Origin of the sequence: Nesterenkonia sp. CL21 (assembly GCF_031705515.1) — a bacterium.
GTDB classification, from domain to species: domain Bacteria; phylum Actinomycetota; class Actinomycetes; order Actinomycetales; family Micrococcaceae; genus Nesterenkonia; species Nesterenkonia aethiopica.
Window position 1 is genome coordinate 156,429 of sequence record NZ_JAUTWR010000006.1, and the last position, 16,598, is coordinate 173,026.

Consider the following 16,598-nt stretch of genomic DNA (forward strand, 5'->3'; position numbering starts at 1 on the left):
CCGTTGCTGGTGGTGGGGAAGGTGTTGAAAAGGGAGCATGAACGCTCCGCAGGCCGGCCGTCCGCTCGCCGCCCCTGACCAGGACGCCGCCCGCACGCTCTGGGAGCAGTACGCGCAGGCCCACCCGGCGGCCGCGTCCGCAAGCTCCGACGTCCTGGTCGATCAGTTCGGCGACCATGCCGAGCTGGCCGACGGGGTGCTGGACCTGGTGCGCGCGGGGTACAAGACCGCCACCGCCAGTCTGCTGTCCGAATACGTCTGGGAGGGTGAGGCCCCACCCGGGATCGGCGCCCACACGGTGTTCTGCGACGGCGACGGCGCCCTCGGGTGATCGTACGGACCACCGGCGTCGCCCTGGCCGGTTTCACCGACGTCGACGCCGACCACGCCTGGGCGGAGGGCGAGGGCGACCGCAGCCTGGCGCACTGGCGCACTGAGCATCGACGCTTCTGGGAGCGCGTCTGCGCGGCCGCCGGTCGCAGCTTCACCCCCGACATGGAGGTGCTCATGGAGCGCTTAGAGGTCGTCTGGTCCGATGCCGAGGGGTGAGGATACTCTGGCAGGCATGCCGACCGGAGACAGCCCCACGACCACCTCTGCCCGCACGCTCTCCCCGATCGCCGCGGGGTTCCTGGAGGACCTGCGCGGCTGGACGCCGGTCTCGCCCGCACAACGCCGTCTCCAGCAGGACTACGTGGACCTGGCGGCACAGGGCGATGAGGCCTTCCGCCGTCGGCCGCGGCCCGAGCACCTCACCGCCAGCTGCTTCATCTTCGACGACACGCTCACCCAGGTGCTGCTGTGCTTCCACGGCAAGGGCCGGTTCTGGGTGCAGCTGGGCGGCCACATCGAGGACGCCGACGACTCCGTGCCGGAGGCCGCCTTCCGGGAAGCCGCCGAGGAGAGCGGCCTGACCACCCTGCGGCCCCTGCGCCGCACGCCGGTGGACCTCAACGTGCACCCGCTGGGCTCCGGGTTCTCCCACTGCACCGCCCACTGGGACGTCGGCTATGCGGCGATCGCCCCACGGGACGCGCGCATCGTGGTCAGCGAGGAGAGCGAGGACGTCGCCTGGTGGCCGGTGGACCGTCTGCCGGCCGACGCGGCCGACGAGTTCGACGTCCGTCTGCACACCGTGCTCACCGAGCTCGGCGCGAGCTGAGGGCCGGCACGCGCGCTCGCCGGCTCAGCCGCGCAGCTTCGCGAGGAAAGCACGCCCGGCACCGCGGAGCCGCAGCCGGCCGGGGTCGGTGTGGAGCAGCTGGGCTCCGCGGCCGGCAGTGCGGGGACCGCTCGTCGGCGACGAGACGGTGAACGTCCCGTCGAGGACGATCAGCACGCTGGGTCCCGGGGTCGCGACCTCCGTGTCCCCGGTGATCTCCATCAGCTCGAAGGGCGCCTGCTCCTGTCCCTCCGGGCGGTGGGCCAGCAGATGCTCCTCCAAGGGCATGGGAGCGGTGGGGCGGGGCCGCCCCGGCGTGAGGTCTGCGATGCGGAGCAGCTCCGCGACGTCGAGGTGTTTGGTGGTCAGTCCGCCGCGCAGCACGTTGTCGCTGGGACCCATGAGCTCCACGCCGAGGCCCTGCACGTAGGCGTGGAGGACGCCGGCCGGCAGCCACAGCGACTCCCCCGCCCGCAGGGTCAGGTGGTGGAGCATCACCGCCACGGCGATCCCCGGATCCCCGGGGTGAGCGGCCTGCAGGCGACGGATGAGGTCCCACGGGGCGAGCTCCTCGGCGTCGACGGACCGCGGCGCCGCCTCGGCGGCCAGCAGGGCCGGCACGACTCCGGCGGCCTCCTCCGCGGTGAGCAGCCAGGCGACCACCGCCCCGAGGTGCGTCCGACCGTCGTCGACCTGCTGGAGGTGCGCTCGCCAGCGGCTCAGCGCCTGCACGTGCCCCGGCGTCTCCTGCTCCGCCGCCTCATGCTCCCGGGGGACCCGGGCGATGACGGCGTCGACGATGCCGAGGATCTGCGCGGTCTCCTGGAATCCGCAGAGCGCCTGGAAGCCGTCCTCGAGGGCGACGATCATCTCCGGCTTCGGCCGGGGGTCACGGTAGTTCCGGTGCGCGGCGTCGATCGGGATGCCGGCGGCCTCTTCCCGGGCGAAGCCCACCTCCGCCTGGTCGGCGGTGGGGTGGGCCTGCAGCGAGAGCGGCCGATCGGCGGCGAGGATCTTCAGCAAGAACGGAAGGTGGGCCCCTGTGCTGCGCTCCCACTGATGGGCGTCCGGCCACCGAGGGTCATCGAGGATCCGGCTGGGGGCCTTCGGGTGGGCGCCCAGCCATAGCTCGGCCTCACGGCCTGCCACACCAGGACGCCCCAGCAGAGCAGAGATCCGTCCGGGAGAGCCCCAGTCGTAGGGCATGCACCGGTTGTCGATCCTCAGCAGCGTCATGACGCAGACTCCTGGCGCCGGGCGACGGAGATGAGATCGCGCAACGGGTGGCCCTCCGGCAGCTCGGCCATGAGGGCGGAGCCGTCCACACCGTCGACCTCCGGGCTGAGGAGTCGCGCCCGCGGCACCGTGTCCGCCAGGCAGCCGCGGAATGCGCGGAGAACCGCAGGTGAGGCGAAGACCCCTCCGATGGCTGCCACCTGGGTGGGATCGTCCCCCTGTGGCTCCTCCACGCGACGCAGGGCCGTCCCGGCGGTATGGGCGAGCTCGCGGCCGGCCTGCGCGCAGATCTCAGCGCAGACGGCGTCCGACTCAGCGAGTCGGGACACCTCTGCGGCGAAGGATGCCACCGTACTCACCCGCTCCGGGTCGTTCTGCAGCTGCACGTAGGCGCTCTCCAGGTCCGGCCATCGTGCAGCGGCCACTTCCCGGAAGGCCGTCGACGGACCGCGCCCGTCGTGGTCGCGCATCGCCGCGTCCAGCGCAGCTCGGCCGATCCAATAGGCGCTGCCTGCATCGCCCATGATGTTGCCCCAGCCATCGACGCGGGCCACCCGCACCCGCCCCACGCCGAGGGCGACGGTACCGGTGCCCGCTGCGACGACTGCTCCGCAGGAAGCACCCAGCGCACCGAGGGCGGAGGTCACCGAATCATGCGCCAGGCGAACTTCACGAGCGTCGAGGTCCCCGGGAAGCTCCAACAGCAGGCCGGCATCCGCGTCGGGGCGTGTGAGGCCGGTGACCCCAAGAGCGACGACCGCGTCCTCTCCCAGCTCATTGAGGGCGTGGGCGATGAGGACTCGCAGCTGCGGCACCAACGGGCGGTCAGTCTGCACGCCGCCGAGCCGGAATCGCCGCTCGGACCTGAAGACGTCACGGATCAGAACCTTGGTGCTGGTCTGACCCACATCCATGGCGACAAGCGGAGCACCGGGCGCAGCAGCCCGGACCGGCTCGAGCGGACGCCGTCGGACAGTGGTCATGGACTCAGCTCCTCACAGTCAGCCTCCGGGCAGCGGGAAATCACGCCGGCCGGATTGATGACATCGTAGGACATCGAGTGATCCACAACAAGACGTGAAGCTCCATGGACGCACGCCACGCGCAGCATTCCTACGCCCAATGTGGACCGCATCTCGTCTCATGACCTGCGAATGCTTGCTCGCCCCCTCGTCAGCGCATCACCAGAAATCCAGCCCAGCTGTCACTGTCCCACGTGGTCTTCACTGGACATCTCGCCGCAGCAGATCTCATCCATGTCCACAGGTTCGATCAGCCGCTGTGGCCCGCCCAGGCGCTGCTGGTGCACCTCACCGAGGCCTGAGGGTGACCCTGGGCAGACACGACAGGGGCGGGACCACCCGAAGGTGGTCCCGCCCCTGTCAGCGGTCCGGATCAGCCGATGCTGATCACGGATGCGTCGTCACCAGGACGACTTGGTGATGCCGGGCAGCTCGCCGTTGTGCGCCATGTTGCGGAAACGGATGCGGGAGATGCCGAACTTCTGGAAGGTGCCGCGCGGACGGCCGTCGATGGAGTCGCGGTTCCGGACTCGGATCGGGCTGGCGTCACGGGGCAGCTTCTGCAGGCCCACGCGGGCGGCCTCGCGCTCCTCGTCGGAAGCGTTCGGGTCCACGAGGGTCTTCTTGAGCTGAGCGCGCTTCTCGGCGTAGCGCTCGACGATGACCTTGCGCTGCTCGTTCTTTGCGATCTTGGACTTCTTGGCCATGATCAGCGCTCCTCTCGGAAGTCGACGTGCTTGCGGACGACCGGGTCGTACTTCTTCAGCACGATGCGGTCGGGGTTGTTACGGCGGTTCTTCCGGGTCACATAGGTGAACCCGGTGCCGGCCGTCGACTTCAGCTTGATGATGGGACGTACGTCCTTGTCCTTGGCCATTAGAGCTTCTCACCCTTCTCAATCAGCTCGGCGACGACGGCGTCGATGCCGCGGGCATCGATGGTCTTGATGCCCTTCACGGACAGGGTCAGCGTGACGTGACGCCCCAGCGAGGGCACCCAGTAACGCTTCTTCTGGATGTTCGGGTCGAACCGCCGCTTGGTGCGGCGGTGCGAGTGGGAGATGCTGTGGCCGAACTGCGGCCCCACTCCGGTTACCTGGCAACGTGCTGCCATGATCACTCCTCCAACATAAGTACGAAAATATCTCCGGGCGGAGCCCGCGAGCACACAGTTCTCCCAGGTCAGACCCAGGATGGCCGTGCAGTCGTTGAGCCGAGTCCCGCCACCAGCTATGACACCGTGACTTACGAGGACGGACCAGGCTGGGTGAGATCCAACCGAAGTGCCTTCACATCGTGGACGAAAGACGGTGGTGCTTGTCTTGTGGTGCGCTGGAATCCAGGCTTCACAATCCACCGGGCTGCTTTCCGGAGCCGAGCCCCGTCCTTCCTCCGGGCGAGGACCTGAGCATCTCGGGTCCTGCACCCCTCGGGCACACGTGAGCACAGCACAGCACGGCTTGCGACTGTCCATAGTATCCCGCCGACGGCGTCTCGGCAAAGCGAGGCGTGCAGGATCACATCCCCGGCACACCGGCGATCACGGACCGCCGGCCCGACCTCAGCTCAGTCGCTCGAGGACCATCGCCATGCCCTGGCCGCCTCCGACGCACATGGTCTCCAGACCATACTGACCGTCGGTGCTGCGCAGACCGTTGAGCAGGGTCGCGGTGATGCGCGCCCCGGTCATGCCGAAGGGGTGCCCCACGGCGATCGCGCCACCGTGGACGTTGAGCTTCTCCCACGGCACGCCGAGCTCCTTGGCGGAGGGGATGACCTGCGCGGCGAAGGCTTCGTTGATCTCCACCAGGTCGACGTTGTCGATGCTCAGGCCGGCGCGGCCCAGCGCCTGACGACTGGCTTCCACCGGCCCGAGTCCCATGATCTCCGGGGACAGCCCGGACACCCCGGTGGAGACGATCCGCGCCAGCGGGGTCAGGCCGAGCTCGCGCGCCTTGGCGTCGCTCATGATGACCAGTGCGGCGGCGCCGTCGTTGAGCGGGCAGGCGTTGCCGGCGGTGACGGTGCCGTCGGGCCGGAACACCGGGTCCAGCCCGGACAGCGCCTCGGCGGTGACACCCGGGCGGGGGCTGTCGTCGGCGTCGACGGTGCCGCCGTCAGGCAGGGCGAGCGGGGTGATCTCGCGGGCGAAGAACCCCTCGGCGATGGCCTTCTCGGCGCGGTTCTGGCTGAGCTGGGCGAACTCGTCCTGCTCGGCGCGGGAGACTCCGGTGTGCTGGGCGACGTTCTCTGCGGTCTGCCCCATGGAGATGTAGGCGTCGGGCAGAGCCCCGTCTTCCCGCGGGTCACGCCAGGTGGTCCCACCTTCGGCGGCCTTCGCGGTGCGAGCCGTGGCCTCGGCGAAGCGGGGGTTCTCCAGCTCGGCACCGGGGATCCAGTCCGAGGTGCCCTGGGCGAACCGACTGACGGCCTCGACGCCGGCAGAGACGAAGACCTCCCCCTCCCCTGCCTTGATGGCATGGAAGGCCATGCGGGTGGTCTGCAGGCTGGAGGAGCAGTACCGGTTGACGGTGGTGCCCGGCAGGTGGTCCATGCCGGCGAGCACGGCGACGATGCGGGCCAGATTGAATCCCTGCTCTCCGCCGGGGAGACCGCAGCCGAGCATGAGGTCGTCGATGTCACGGGGGTCGAGCTCCGGAACCTGGGCCAGGGCGGCCTGGACCATCTGGGCGGTCATGTCGTCGGCGCGCAGATCCACCAGGGATCCCTTGCGGGCCCTTCCGATGGGTGAGCGGGCCACGGACACGATGACAGCTTCAGGCATGATGTGATCTCCCTCTCAGAACGATAGTGACTACACAGTAACATCGCGGGGAGGCGCCACCCCAGCCCGCCCGGCGAGGCCGCGCAGCACATGGCGCACCGTGCCGACCGCCGGCGACTCGCACAGACTGCCCCGAGTGCGCAGCACGATGGTGCGACGCAGTGCGGTCCCGCCCAGCTCGACGGCGACCACCTGCGCCGGATCCGCCCGCACCGAGGAGAAGCTCAGCCGCGGCATCACCGTGATCCCCACCCCCGCCGCGACCAGCGCCACCGCGGCGCCGTAGTCCTGGGTCTCATACTGGAAGCCGGGCGTGAAGCCCGCCGCCGCACACGCCTCCAGCAGGATCAGCCGGCACGTGCCCAGCGTCAGATCGTTGTCCACCCAGCGCTCGACGGCGAGCTCCTCCAGATCCACCGCCTGCCGCCCCGCGAGCGGATGGTCCCTGGGCACCACCGCCACATAGGGCTCGGTGAGCAGCGCCTCGACGTCGAAGCCCGGCCGGGCCGGCAGGTCACGGTGGGCCACGCAGATCTCGACGTCGACGTCGTCGTCACGCCCCTGCACCGCCTCCCAGAGCCGCAGGTCCAGGCGGAGATCCCGGAACTCGTCGGAGAGCGCCGCGACGACGGACGGGATCCAGGTCACCCCCACCGAAGCGATGTGCGAGATCACCAGAGAACCGGTCCGCCCCTCCCGCAGATCCACCGCAAGGGCCTCCAGCCGAGCGGCCTGCCCGAGCAGGCGATCTGCCTCCTCGGCGAAGCGTCGCGCCACCCCGGTGGGCGCCAGTCCGCGCCCGTTGCGGGTGAAGAGTTCGAGACCGGTGTCCTTCTGCAGGGCCTGCAGCTGCTGGCTCACCGCTGACGGCGTATAGCCGAGGCTCTCTGCGGCCGCGTGGACGGAGCCTGCGGCGAGCACCGCGCGGAAGGTCCGAAGCCGGATCAGATCGATCATCCCTGCATCATAAAGCTCTGCTGAACGATCATCCAGAGACGTTCGCTTGTGCTGTCGATTCCGGCGCGGAAGGATCATCCCCATGACCCGCCTGATGAATGCACCGACGGCACGCGCCGCGGAGTCCCCGACGCACCGGCCATCCGGCACACTCCGGCCCCGGCTGGCAGCCCCGACCGCCGTCGCCACCACCGTGGTGCTGTGGGCCTCCTCCTTCGTGATCATCCGGTGGGTGGCCCCGGTGTTCTCCCCCGGCCCGCTGGCGCTGATCCGACTGCTGGCCGGCGTCGCCGCGCTCACGGTGCTGGTGATCCTGCTGCGTCGGCACACCCTGAGGATGCCCGGCCCGCGGGCGCTGTTGGTCATCGCTCTCTACGGCGTGCTGTGGTTCGCCGCCTACACCGTGGTCCTCAACCACGCGGGCCATCTTCTCGACGCCGGCACCATGGCGATGGTCGTGAACCTCTCGCCGGTGCTGGTGGCCGCAGGAGCCGGCCTGTTCTTCCGGGAGGGTTGGCCGCGCTCCCTGTTCGCCGGGATGGCCGTGGCTCTGGCGGGCATCGCGGTGATCACCCTGGCCGCCGGGGACGGACGGATCTCCCTGCTGGGAGTGGTGCTGGCACTGGTGGCCGCCGCCGTCTACTCCGTCGCCATGCTGCTGCAGCGGGCCGTGCTCCCGGACACGGATCCGCTGACCATCGTCTGGCTGGGCTGCGTGGCGGGCACCCTGGCGGTCCTGCCGTTCGCGGGGCAGACGTGGACCGAGCTGCAGGACGCACCGGCCGCCGCCGTCGGCGGGGCGGCATTCATGGGAGTGGGCGCCACCGCGCTGGGATTCTGGCTGTGGGCCTTCGCCCAGACCCGGATGCCGACGGGACGTCTGGCCGCCTGCTCCCTCGCAGTGCCCGCCGTGGCGGTGCTGATGTCCGCGGTCGCCCTCGGCGAGGTGCCCACCGTGTTGGCGATCATCGGCGGGACGACCTGCCTGGTCGGCGTGGCGATCGCCCAGCTGGGCCGCCGCTGAGCCCCGCCCGCTCCTGACTGCTCAGCGCACGCCGGCCCAGGTGAAGAACTGCTCGGCGGCCAGCACGGGCTTGCCGTACTCCTGGGCCTTGCGGGCCTTGCCCGACTGGGTCCCCAGCTCGGCCACCACCAGGACGTCGCAGCGCGTCTTGGTGACGGTCGCGACCGGGGCGAGGCCTCGATCGGCGGCGAGCGCGGTCATCTGGTCGCGGGACCACAGCCGACCGTCAGCGGAGACCGCCTCCCCGGTGAAGCAGATGCGCGTGCCAGGCTGCAGCAGCTCGTCCAGAGCCTCTCGTGACCCCACCGTCGCGGCGAGCCTCTCGGGAGCCACGAGCTCGCGGCCCAGCAACCGGCCGGCCCGCTCCAGGCGCCTGGCCACCTCGTCGGTCAGCTGGGCCCGCGCGGCCGCAGCGGTGAGCTGGTCGGCCACGGTCTGCCGGGCGGCCGCATGCCAGGAGTCGGCGTCGTCGTCCCCGACGACAAGCTCCTCCCCCAGCAGGATCCCACCCGCCTGCCGGCTGACCTCCAGCAGGGCGCCGAGTCCGGGCATCTCCTCGAGGGAGGGCGAGGGCGTCGCCGGGTCGCGGGTCAGCAGGTGGCCCGCGGCCTGCACCGTGTCCTCCGAGGGCTCGAACACCGTGGCCGTGCGGTCCACCACCTCCGGATCCTGGGCCTCGGCCTGCCGCAGATCCTCCAGCACCGCACGGGCCGCCTCCAGTGCCCGCCGCGGGGGCCGGCGGGACGGCGAGCCGTCACCTGCTCCGGAACGTGCCCAGGAGCCCGACCCGGCCCGGCCCGACGGCGGTCGCGGCGCCTCCGCGCCGAAAGGCATGGGTTCCACGTGCCCGAGCCGCTTGAGCTCGAAGTCGATCAGCCCCAATGTGCGGTCCACGTCCTCGGCCACCGGGACATGGCCGGCGAGCGCCGGGGAGAGCACCGCCCAAGCCTCCGCGAGGGTCGGGGCGAGCAGGACGTCCGCGGCGGCGATCTCGTAGGCGGTCCGTGCGTCCCCGAGGTCGCGCTGCGGGTTGACCAGGGTGGACAGTGCCGTGCCGTCCTCGAAGGCAACCGCCAGCTCGACGGGTCGCGGCCGGGACATGCGCCCCTCCTCCCCGATGGTGAGCACCGCGAGCGCGCAGCGCGGCCGCCGTTCCTCCGCGGAGGCGCCGCCGCGCAGGAAACGCAGGATCCTCCGGTCGGTCTTCATGTCCTTCGGGAACACTGGCCGGGTGAGCACCAGGCCGGACAGCGAGGTGACCCGGCTCAGCGCCACGTAGAGCTGCCCGTAGGAGAAGGTACCGCCGGAGAGGTCCACCACCAGGCGGTCGGCCGTCTGCCCCTGGCTCTTGTGCACGGTGATCGCCCAGGCCAGCTTGAAGGGCAGCTGGGTGTAGGTGCCCACCACCAGGTGGGTGAGGGTGCCGCCGTGGACCTCGGGGCGGGTGATGTCCCAGGTGTGCGGGCCGACGTCGACCCGGGCTCCATCCCGCAGCACCACACCGACCCGTGGCTCGCCGTCGTCGTCGACCCCCACCTCCACCACATGGCCGAGCGTGCCGTTGACCCAGCGGCCCAGGGGATCATTGGTGAGGAACATGATCTGCGCGCCGACTGCGAAGACCAGCCGCTCCTCCACGGGCCAGTCGAAGCCGTCCTGCTCGCCGCGCAGCACCGCCCGGCAGGCGTGCTCCGGGCCGGGGAGCCGCTCCAGACGACGTCGATTCCGGGACTCAGCGATCCGGTTGGTGGTGGCCAGGGTCAGCCAGAATTCACCCTCGGGCGGCTCGAACTCCGGGTCCACATGCCGGTTGAGGTCCTCCCGGGCGGTGCCCAGCAGCACGCCTTCCCGGATGGAGTTCAGCACCGCGGTGAGGCGGTCATCGCCGAGCTGCCGGAACAGGGTGGTCAGTGAGACGGTCGGGAAGTCCTCTGCCCTCCAGCTGTCGGCCGAGAAGAAGTAGGGGGTCTCATAGCGGGTCTCGAAGCGGACGCGCTCGGACTCGGTGACCACCGGCGGCAGCTGCAGCAGGTCGCCCACGAGCACCAGCTGGACCCCGCCCAGCCGCTGCCCGGGGCGCGGGCCGAAGCGCTCGAGCGCGGCGACCAGCTGGTCGAAGAGGTCGGCGCGCACCATGGAGGCCTCGTCGATGATGAGAGTGTCCAGGGCCTTCAGGGTCCCGGCGAAGCGGCCGGGGTAGTACCGGCCGTGGCGGATCTCCTCCAGCGTGATCTGCGGGTGGAAGCCGAAGAGCCGATGGATCGTGTAGCCACCGACGTTCAGCGCGGCGATGCCGGTGGGGGCGGCGACGACGACGGCACGGCCGGAGGGGACGTCGTCGGTCAGGGCCGTCTCGCTCGCCCAGTCCTCACTCGCCCAATCCTCACTCGCCCAGTCCTCGCCGGGCTGCGTCCCCTGCGCGGCCGACCCCGCCTCGCAGCGCCGCAGGAACTCCCGGATCAGCGTCGACTTGCCGGTGCCCGCCTTGCCGGTGAGGAACATCGACTCGCCGGCCTCGAGACGCGCAAGGGCCTCGGAGAACTCCTCGGTGAGGACGATGCGCTGATCCGACATGAGGTCCTTCCGGGCAGGCTGGGCAGGCTGGGCGGGGTGGTGCTGCAGAGGACGGTGCTTCCCGCGCTCCGGGCGAGTGTATCGACCCAGCCCTCCCGGAAGATCGTCTCTCTGTGAGGAATCGCCCCTCAATCCGGCGACGATCTCTCACGGAGAGACGATGCATGCAGGGACGGCTGAATGATCGGGGTTCACGCGCGTGAGGCAGGACGAAGCCCGGACCGCAGGAGCGATCCGGGCTTCGCAGATGACCCAGCGTGCTGGGCCTGTGGATTCAGTGCCTGTCGAGTCAGTGCTCGTCGTAGTGGTCACCATGCTCGGCGTGCCGGTGACCGTCGTGGACGTAGTCCACGTGGTCCTCATGCTGGACCGCCTCGTGCCCGCAGCCCTCGCCGTGCTGGTGCTCGTCAACTGTGTGCTCTGCTGTCTTGTGGTCGCTCATCGCTGGCCCTTCCGGCCGTCAGTCGGCCGATCTCGTGGTGTCTGGCTCCTGGGCGTGCGCGACGGCGTCGTCGACGATGTGAGACACGTGCTCGTCTGCCAGCTGGTAGCTCACACTCTGCCCTCGGCGATCGGGGGTCACCAGCCCTGCATCCTTCAAGGAGCGCAGGTGCTGCGAGACCAGCGGCTGGGACAGTCCGGTCGCAGCGACCAGCTCCCCCACCGTCAGGGGCGCCTCGCCGAGCAGCCGCAGCAGCCGCAGCCTCGACTCATTGCCGAGCACCTTGAACAGCTGGGCAGCCTCCGAGAGGCCCTGATCGTCACGCACATCTCCACCTCACCAGAAATATCAAGACATTGCAATATGTTTATTGAGAGGCGATCTCATCACGCCGCACGAGATGCCAGCCTCACTCGGCCCGCCGGGCCAACAGCTCGGCCAGATGGATGGCCTCGACGTCGGCAAGGTCGTCGAGCTGGATGCGGCAGGACATGCCGTCGGCCAGGACGACGGTCTCCCCGGCGGAGGCGCCGTTGTCGGGGAACGCGTCGCGGACCGCAGGCAGCAGATGCGTCTCGGCCACCGCCACGCTGACCTCGTAGTGGCCGGCCTCCACGCCGAAGTTGCCGGCCAGGCCGCAGCAGCCGGGCACCGCAGTCACCTGGGCGCCGGCCTGCTCCAGCAGCGCCTGATCCGCCCGCCACCCGATGACGGCGCGCTGGTGGCAGTGCGGCTGCGCCACGACCCGCACACCGCTGAGGTCCGGCAGCTGGATCCGGCCCTCGTCCACGAGCCGATGCACCAGCTCCGCGAAGGTCAGCACCCCGTCCGCCACGGTCCGGGCCTCGGGCCGATGGGAGAGCTGCACCAGGTCGCTGCGCAGTGTGGCCGTGCAGGAGGGCTCCAGTCCGATCACCGGCACGCCGGACTCCACCGGGTCCAGCAGCGCATCCACGGCCTCGTCCACCAACCGACGGGCCTGGTCCAGCTGGCCGGTGGTGATCCACGGCAGCCCGCAGCAGCCCTTGCGCTGCAGCACCCGCACCTCCAGGCCCTGGGACCGCAGGAACTCCAGGGCCGCGAGGCCGGACTGCGGGAAGAAATGGTCCGTGAAGGAGTCCGCCCACACCCAGACGTCCGGGGCGGAGCGAGATCCGCCTCCCCGCTCCCGCCGAGCGGCGGCCCGGCGCAGCGTCTGATGCGCGAAGGCCGGGACGGCCCGACGCCGGTCGATGCCGGCGGTCCACTTCGCCACGGCCGACAGCGGCGGGACCTTCATCATCGCGTTGACCAGCGGCGCCACCGGGGAGGCCAGTCGTGCCCAGAACGGCATCCGCCCCAGGATGTAGTGGGAGCGCGGACGCAGCCGCCGACGTCGCCCGGTGCCGTCGGGGCGGGCCGTCTCCCCGACGTCGTAGGTCTGGTACAGCGCCTCGGACTTATAGGCGGCCATGTCCACCCCGGCCGGGCAGTCCGAGGCGCATCCCTTGCAGGACAGGCACAGATCGAGGGCCTCATGCACGGCCGGGTCCGCGAGCCCGTGCACCAGACTGCCGTCCAGGGCCTCCTGGAGGATGCGGCCTCGCCCCCGGGTGGAGTCCTTCTCCTCCTTGGTCGCCAGATAGGAGGGGCACATGACCGACGGCGTCGTCGGCGCCACGCACTTCCCGACCCCGGAGCAGCGGTGCACGGCCGCGCCGAAGTCACCCGCGTCGTGAGTGTGCCGCATCCCCGGCCAGGGCAGCTCCCGGGTGGCCTGGGTGGGTCGCAGGTCCTCGGTGTGCGGGGCGGGATCGGTGATGATCCCGGGGTTCAGCAGGTTCTCCGGGTCGCAGATCCGCTTGGCGCGGGCGAACAGGTCCAGGGAGGTCTGGTCATACATGTACGGCAGCAGCTCGGAACGCACCCGGCCGTCGCCGTGCTCCCCGGACAGCGAGCCCCCATAGGCGGCCAGACGTTCCGCGCAGGTACGCATGAACTCCGCGAACACTCTCGTGCTGCCGGGGTCCCCGTGGGTGAAGGGGAAGTCGATCCGGCAGTGGATGCAGCCGTCCCCGAAATGCCCGTACGGGTAGCCCTGCAGGCCGAAGTCGACCATGAGCTCCTCGAACTCGCGCATCCAGGCACCCAGATGCTCGGGCGGAACGGCGGCGTCCTCCCAACCGGAGTGCGCGGGGGTGTCCAGACTGATCCCGGCCAACCCGGCGCCGTCCTCCCGGATGCGCCACAGGGCGGCGGCCTGGACGGCGTCGTCGATCAGGGCGGAGTCCACGCAGCCGGAGGCCGCCCGGACGGTGGCGATGACGTCGTCGGCGTCGTCCCCGGCAGCCTCCACGAACAGCCAGCTCTGGCCCTCCGGCAGGGGCGGCACCTGTCTTCCGGCCCCACGGACCAGCGCCACCAGCCGGGAGTCCATGCCTTCGCAGGCGATGAGTCGGCCCGGCGCCGCGGCGAGCAGCTGCGGCACGGCGTCGGCGGCCTCGGCCACCGAGTGGTAGCCCAGCACGATGAGCAGCCGGTGCGGATGGTCGGCCACCAGGTTCACGGTGGCCTCCAGGACCGTGCCCAGCGTGCCCTCGGTGCCGACCAGGAAGCGGTCGATGCGCCCGCGGTTCTCCGGCAGCAGGTGCTCCAGCGAGTAGCCGCTGACCTGCCGGTCGAAACGGCCGAAGTGGGTGCGCACATGGCCCAGGTCCGTCTCCACCAGGCGCAGCAGCTGCTCCGCGGTGGAGCCAGACGAGGCGAGGCCGGCGCCGAAGGTGCCGACCTCCCCGTTGCCGAACAGCACGGTGGCGGCCTCCACGTTGTCCGCGGTGCGCCCGTAGCCCAGCGCCCGGGAGCCGCAGGCGTTGTTGCCGATCATCCCGCCGATCGTGCACCGCGTGTGGGTGGAGGGGTCGGGGCCGAAGCGCAGCCCGTGGCCGGCGGCGGCCCGCTGCAGCCGGGCGTGCACCACTCCGGGCTCCACCCGGGCGGTGCGTGCCTCCGGGTCGATCTCCAGGATGCGGTCCAGGTCCCGGGTGTCGACGACGAGGCCGGGGCCCACGGCGTTGCCGGCGATTGAGGTGCCGGCACCGCGCAGGGTGACCGGCACCCCCGTGGCCCGGGAGACCTCCTGGACGGCGTGGAGCTCGTCCACATGCTGGGGCCGGGCCACCACCTGGGGCACCACCCGGTAGAGGCTGGCGTCGGAGGAGTACATGCCGCGGGCCAGGGCGGAGTCGTCGACCCGACTGACGCCGGCGCGTCGCAGCGCGGCGGCGACCTCGGCGCCGGCGGAGGCATCTCCCGCCCGGGCTTCGGCGTCGGATGGCACAGTCGAGGTCACGTCGTCGTCTCCTTTCGCCGCGCGGGTCCGAACCTACCGGACCGCGGGCCGCTCGGCGGCTGGATCAGTCCTCCCCGGCACGGGCGAAGGCCAGAAACTCGCCGCGGGCCCCGTCCATCCAGATCGACTGGCAGGCCTCGGCCATCACGTCCAGCCCGTCCACCACGGTGGCGAACACGTTGCCCGGCACCCACCCCTGGTCCCCGTTGATGAGCAGGTTGTTCCGCCCATAGAACAGGGCGAGGTCGATGAGCTCCGGGCGATCCCGCACTCCGGCGGAGGCCTCGTAGCCGTAGCCGGGGTTGCCGAGGTCGTCAGCGTCGAAGTGGAACCAGCACACGTCCCCGGGGATGGGAGTGACGGTGGTGTTCTCCTTGCCCGGGTCCTGCGCGGAGAAGACCGGCAGCAGGGCGTAGATCTCGTTGCGGGCGTACTTGCCGTGGTAGACCTGTCCGTCCAGCGGGAGCGCCTCCCACACCGCCGCACAGGTGCGGGGCGCGACGTTGTCGAGCAGGCGGGCCGTGCAGCTCACGCCCCGGGTGGTCAGAGTCAGGCTGATGTAGCGGGCCATGGTGCTCCTCGCCTCCTTCTGCGGCTCGTACCGGTCCTCGTCTCAGGCTCCCAGAACTGCGGGCTCCACCGGACGGACGAACCGCTCCCCGGAGGCCTTCTCATAGGCCCGGGCGGCACGCAGTACCAGGCGGTCCTGGGTGCGGGCCCCGACGATCTGCAGCCCCACCGGCAGGCCGTCGGCGGCCACTCCGCAGGGCACCGACGCCGCCGGCTGCTGGGTCATGTTGAACGGATAGGTGTAGGGGGTCCAGGAGGTCCACAGATCAGAGGGCCACCCGTCAGGCGCCTGACGGGTCTTGTCGAAGGCCGTGATCGGCATCGTCGGGGTGACCAGCAGGTCATAGCGCTCGTGGAAGGTCCCCATGCGCACGCCCAGATCCATCCGGGTCGCCGTGGCACCCAGATAGTCCAGGGCGCTGGCGTCGCCGTACTGCTCGATGCCGGCACGCAGGCCCGGGTCCACATGGTCCACCGCACCGGGCCCGAAGGCCTCCAGCACCTTGGCGGCCCCGGTGAACCAGAGGATGTGGAAGTCCTCCACCGGGTCCTCAAAGCCGGGATCGACCTCCTCCACCACTGCGCCGGCACCCTCGAGCACCCCGACGGCCTCGGTGACCAGCCGTTCCACCTCTGGGTCGTTCTCCCCGAACCCGAGGGTCCGGGAGTAGGCGATGCGCAGTCCGGCGACCCCGTCCTCGAGTCCGTCGAGGTACGAGCCGACAGGGCTGGGGAGCGCCGCCCAGTCGCGGGCGTCGAAGCCGGCAATGATGTCCATCAGCAGCGCCGCGTCGGTGACGGTGCGCGTCATCGGACCGGCATGGGCCAGCGTCCCGAAGGGCGAGGCCGGGTACATCGGCACCTGCCCATAGGTGCCCTTCAGCGCGACCGTCCCCGTGAACGAGGCCGGGATGCGCACCGACCCGCCGGCGTCGGTGCCCACCGCCCAGGGGGCCATGCCGGCGCCGACGGCCGCCGAGGCACCTCCGGAGGAGCCGCCCGCCGTGGTGGACGGGTCCCACGGGTTGCCGGTGGCGCCGCAGCGGATGCTGTCCGTGGTGCCCTTCCAGGCGAACTCCGGGGTGGTCGTCTTCCCGACCAGCACCGCGCCGACCTCTCGGAGCCGCGCCACGCAGGGAGCGTCCACGTCCCACGGGCCGTCTTCCCCGATGAGCGTGGAGCCCTTGAACGTCGGCCACCCGCGGGTGAGGAACATGTCCTTGATGGAGGTCGGCACGCCGTCGCCGGGGCCGAGCGTCTCGCCGGTCTGCCAGCGGCGCGCGGAGGCCTCCGCGGAGGCCCGGGCGGACTCGGGGTCCACAAGCACGAAGGCGTTGAGGGCGTCGTCGTGCCGGGCGATCTGCTCCAGCACCGCCTCCGTGGCGTCCACCGGGGTGAACTCCCCGGCCCGGTAGCCTGCGATGAGCTCGGCGGCGGTGAGCTCCGCGAGGCTGCGCGTGGTCCGAGTCTCCGTCATGGTGACCTCCTGTGTGCCGGTG

The 16,598-nt window shown here is 70.9% G+C and carries 17 protein-coding genes; 4 read left to right on the top strand and 13 right to left on the bottom strand.

Annotated features, from left to right (window positions below):
• Positions 1–37 precede the first annotated feature (37 nt).
• The 3 genes from Q7C18_RS10860 to Q7C18_RS10870 are packed head-to-tail and all read left to right on the top strand — an operon-like array spanning position 38 to position 1,162.
• Positions 38–331: a hypothetical protein gene (locus Q7C18_RS10860; RefSeq protein WP_311025414.1), complete on the top strand. Its 294-nt coding sequence runs from the start codon at positions 38–40 to the stop codon at positions 329–331.
• On the top strand, positions 328–549 hold the full coding sequence (locus Q7C18_RS10865) for an ASCH domain-containing protein (protein ID WP_311025415.1): 222 nt from the start codon (positions 328–330) through the stop codon (positions 547–549). The genes Q7C18_RS10860 and Q7C18_RS10865 overlap by 4 nt, the downstream gene beginning before the upstream one ends.
• Positions 550–565: 16 nt before the next feature.
• Entirely contained in the window at positions 566–1,162 is a 597-nt protein-coding gene (locus tag Q7C18_RS10870; RefSeq protein WP_311025416.1) for an NUDIX domain-containing protein, read from the top strand.
• A gap of 24 nt (positions 1,163–1,186) precedes the next feature.
• Here the strand turns inward: Q7C18_RS10870 and manA are convergent, their stop codons facing one another.
• From manA to Q7C18_RS10905, 7 genes are all read right to left on the bottom strand, one after another.
• Positions 1,187–2,398 (bottom strand): mannose-6-phosphate isomerase, class I, encoded by a 1,212-nt coding sequence (gene manA, locus Q7C18_RS10875; RefSeq protein WP_311025417.1) that lies wholly within the window; start codon positions 2,396–2,398, stop codon positions 1,187–1,189.
• Positions 2,395–3,381 (bottom strand): BadF/BadG/BcrA/BcrD ATPase family protein, encoded by a 987-nt coding sequence (locus Q7C18_RS10880; RefSeq protein WP_311025418.1) that lies wholly within the window; start codon positions 3,379–3,381, stop codon positions 2,395–2,397. The genes manA and Q7C18_RS10880 overlap by 4 nt, the downstream gene beginning before the upstream one ends.
• Positions 3,382–3,821: 440 nt before the next feature.
• Positions 3,822–4,127 carry a 30S ribosomal protein S14 gene (gene rpsN / locus Q7C18_RS10885; RefSeq protein ID WP_070158325.1) on the bottom strand — a complete coding sequence of 102 codons (306 nt, stop codon included), beginning with the start codon at positions 4,125–4,127 and terminating at the stop codon, positions 3,822–3,824.
• A gap of 2 nt (positions 4,128–4,129) precedes the next feature.
• Positions 4,130–4,297 (bottom strand): 50S ribosomal protein L33, encoded by a 168-nt coding sequence (gene rpmG, locus Q7C18_RS10890; RefSeq protein ID WP_022872124.1) that lies wholly within the window; start codon positions 4,295–4,297, stop codon positions 4,130–4,132.
• The gene (gene rpmB / locus Q7C18_RS10895; protein WP_070158326.1) at positions 4,297–4,533 is read right to left on the bottom strand and encodes a 50S ribosomal protein L28; all 237 of its coding nucleotides are present in this window, start codon (positions 4,531–4,533) and stop codon (positions 4,297–4,299) included. The genes rpmG and rpmB overlap by 1 nt, the downstream gene beginning before the upstream one ends.
• A gap of 447 nt (positions 4,534–4,980) precedes the next feature.
• A complete protein-coding gene (locus tag Q7C18_RS10900; protein WP_311025419.1) occupies positions 4,981–6,204 on the bottom strand; it encodes an acetyl-CoA C-acetyltransferase in 1,224 nt (407 codons plus the stop codon).
• A gap of 30 nt (positions 6,205–6,234) precedes the next feature.
• A complete protein-coding gene (locus Q7C18_RS10905; protein ID WP_311025420.1) occupies positions 6,235–7,161 on the bottom strand; it encodes a LysR family transcriptional regulator in 927 nt (308 codons plus the stop codon).
• An 82-nt stretch (positions 7,162–7,243) separates the two neighbouring features.
• On the opposite strand from Q7C18_RS10905, the gene Q7C18_RS10910 reads away from it, so the two are divergent.
• Positions 7,244–8,185: a DMT family transporter gene (locus Q7C18_RS10910; protein ID WP_311025421.1), complete on the top strand. Its 942-nt coding sequence runs from the start codon at positions 7,244–7,246 to the stop codon at positions 8,183–8,185.
• Between the two features lie 21 nt (positions 8,186–8,206).
• Here the strand turns inward: Q7C18_RS10910 and Q7C18_RS10915 are convergent, their stop codons facing one another.
• From Q7C18_RS10915 to Q7C18_RS10940, 6 genes are all read right to left on the bottom strand, one after another.
• On the bottom strand, positions 8,207–10,759 hold the full coding sequence (locus Q7C18_RS10915) for an AAA family ATPase (protein WP_311025422.1): 2,553 nt from the start codon (positions 10,757–10,759) through the stop codon (positions 8,207–8,209).
• Between the two features lie 289 nt (positions 10,760–11,048).
• Positions 11,049–11,201, bottom strand: a complete 153-nt coding sequence (locus Q7C18_RS10920; protein WP_070160977.1) for a zinc transporter permease — start codon at positions 11,199–11,201, stop codon at positions 11,049–11,051.
• A gap of 18 nt (positions 11,202–11,219) precedes the next feature.
• Positions 11,220–11,528, bottom strand: a complete 309-nt coding sequence (locus Q7C18_RS10925) for a helix-turn-helix transcriptional regulator (protein ID WP_085437707.1) — start codon at positions 11,526–11,528, stop codon at positions 11,220–11,222.
• An 82-nt stretch (positions 11,529–11,610) separates the two neighbouring features.
• The gene (locus Q7C18_RS10930) at positions 11,611–14,529 is read right to left on the bottom strand and encodes an FAD-linked oxidase C-terminal domain-containing protein (RefSeq protein ID WP_311025423.1); all 2,919 of its coding nucleotides are present in this window, start codon (positions 14,527–14,529) and stop codon (positions 11,611–11,613) included.
• A 64-nt stretch (positions 14,530–14,593) separates the two neighbouring features.
• Entirely contained in the window at positions 14,594–15,100 is a 507-nt protein-coding gene (locus tag Q7C18_RS10935) for a DUF3830 family protein (protein ID WP_311025424.1), read from the bottom strand.
• Positions 15,101–15,142: 42 nt separating this feature from the next.
• Positions 15,143–16,576: an amidase gene (locus Q7C18_RS10940; protein ID WP_070160973.1), complete on the bottom strand. Its 1,434-nt coding sequence runs from the start codon at positions 16,574–16,576 to the stop codon at positions 15,143–15,145.
• Positions 16,577–16,598: the final 22 nt, after the last annotated feature.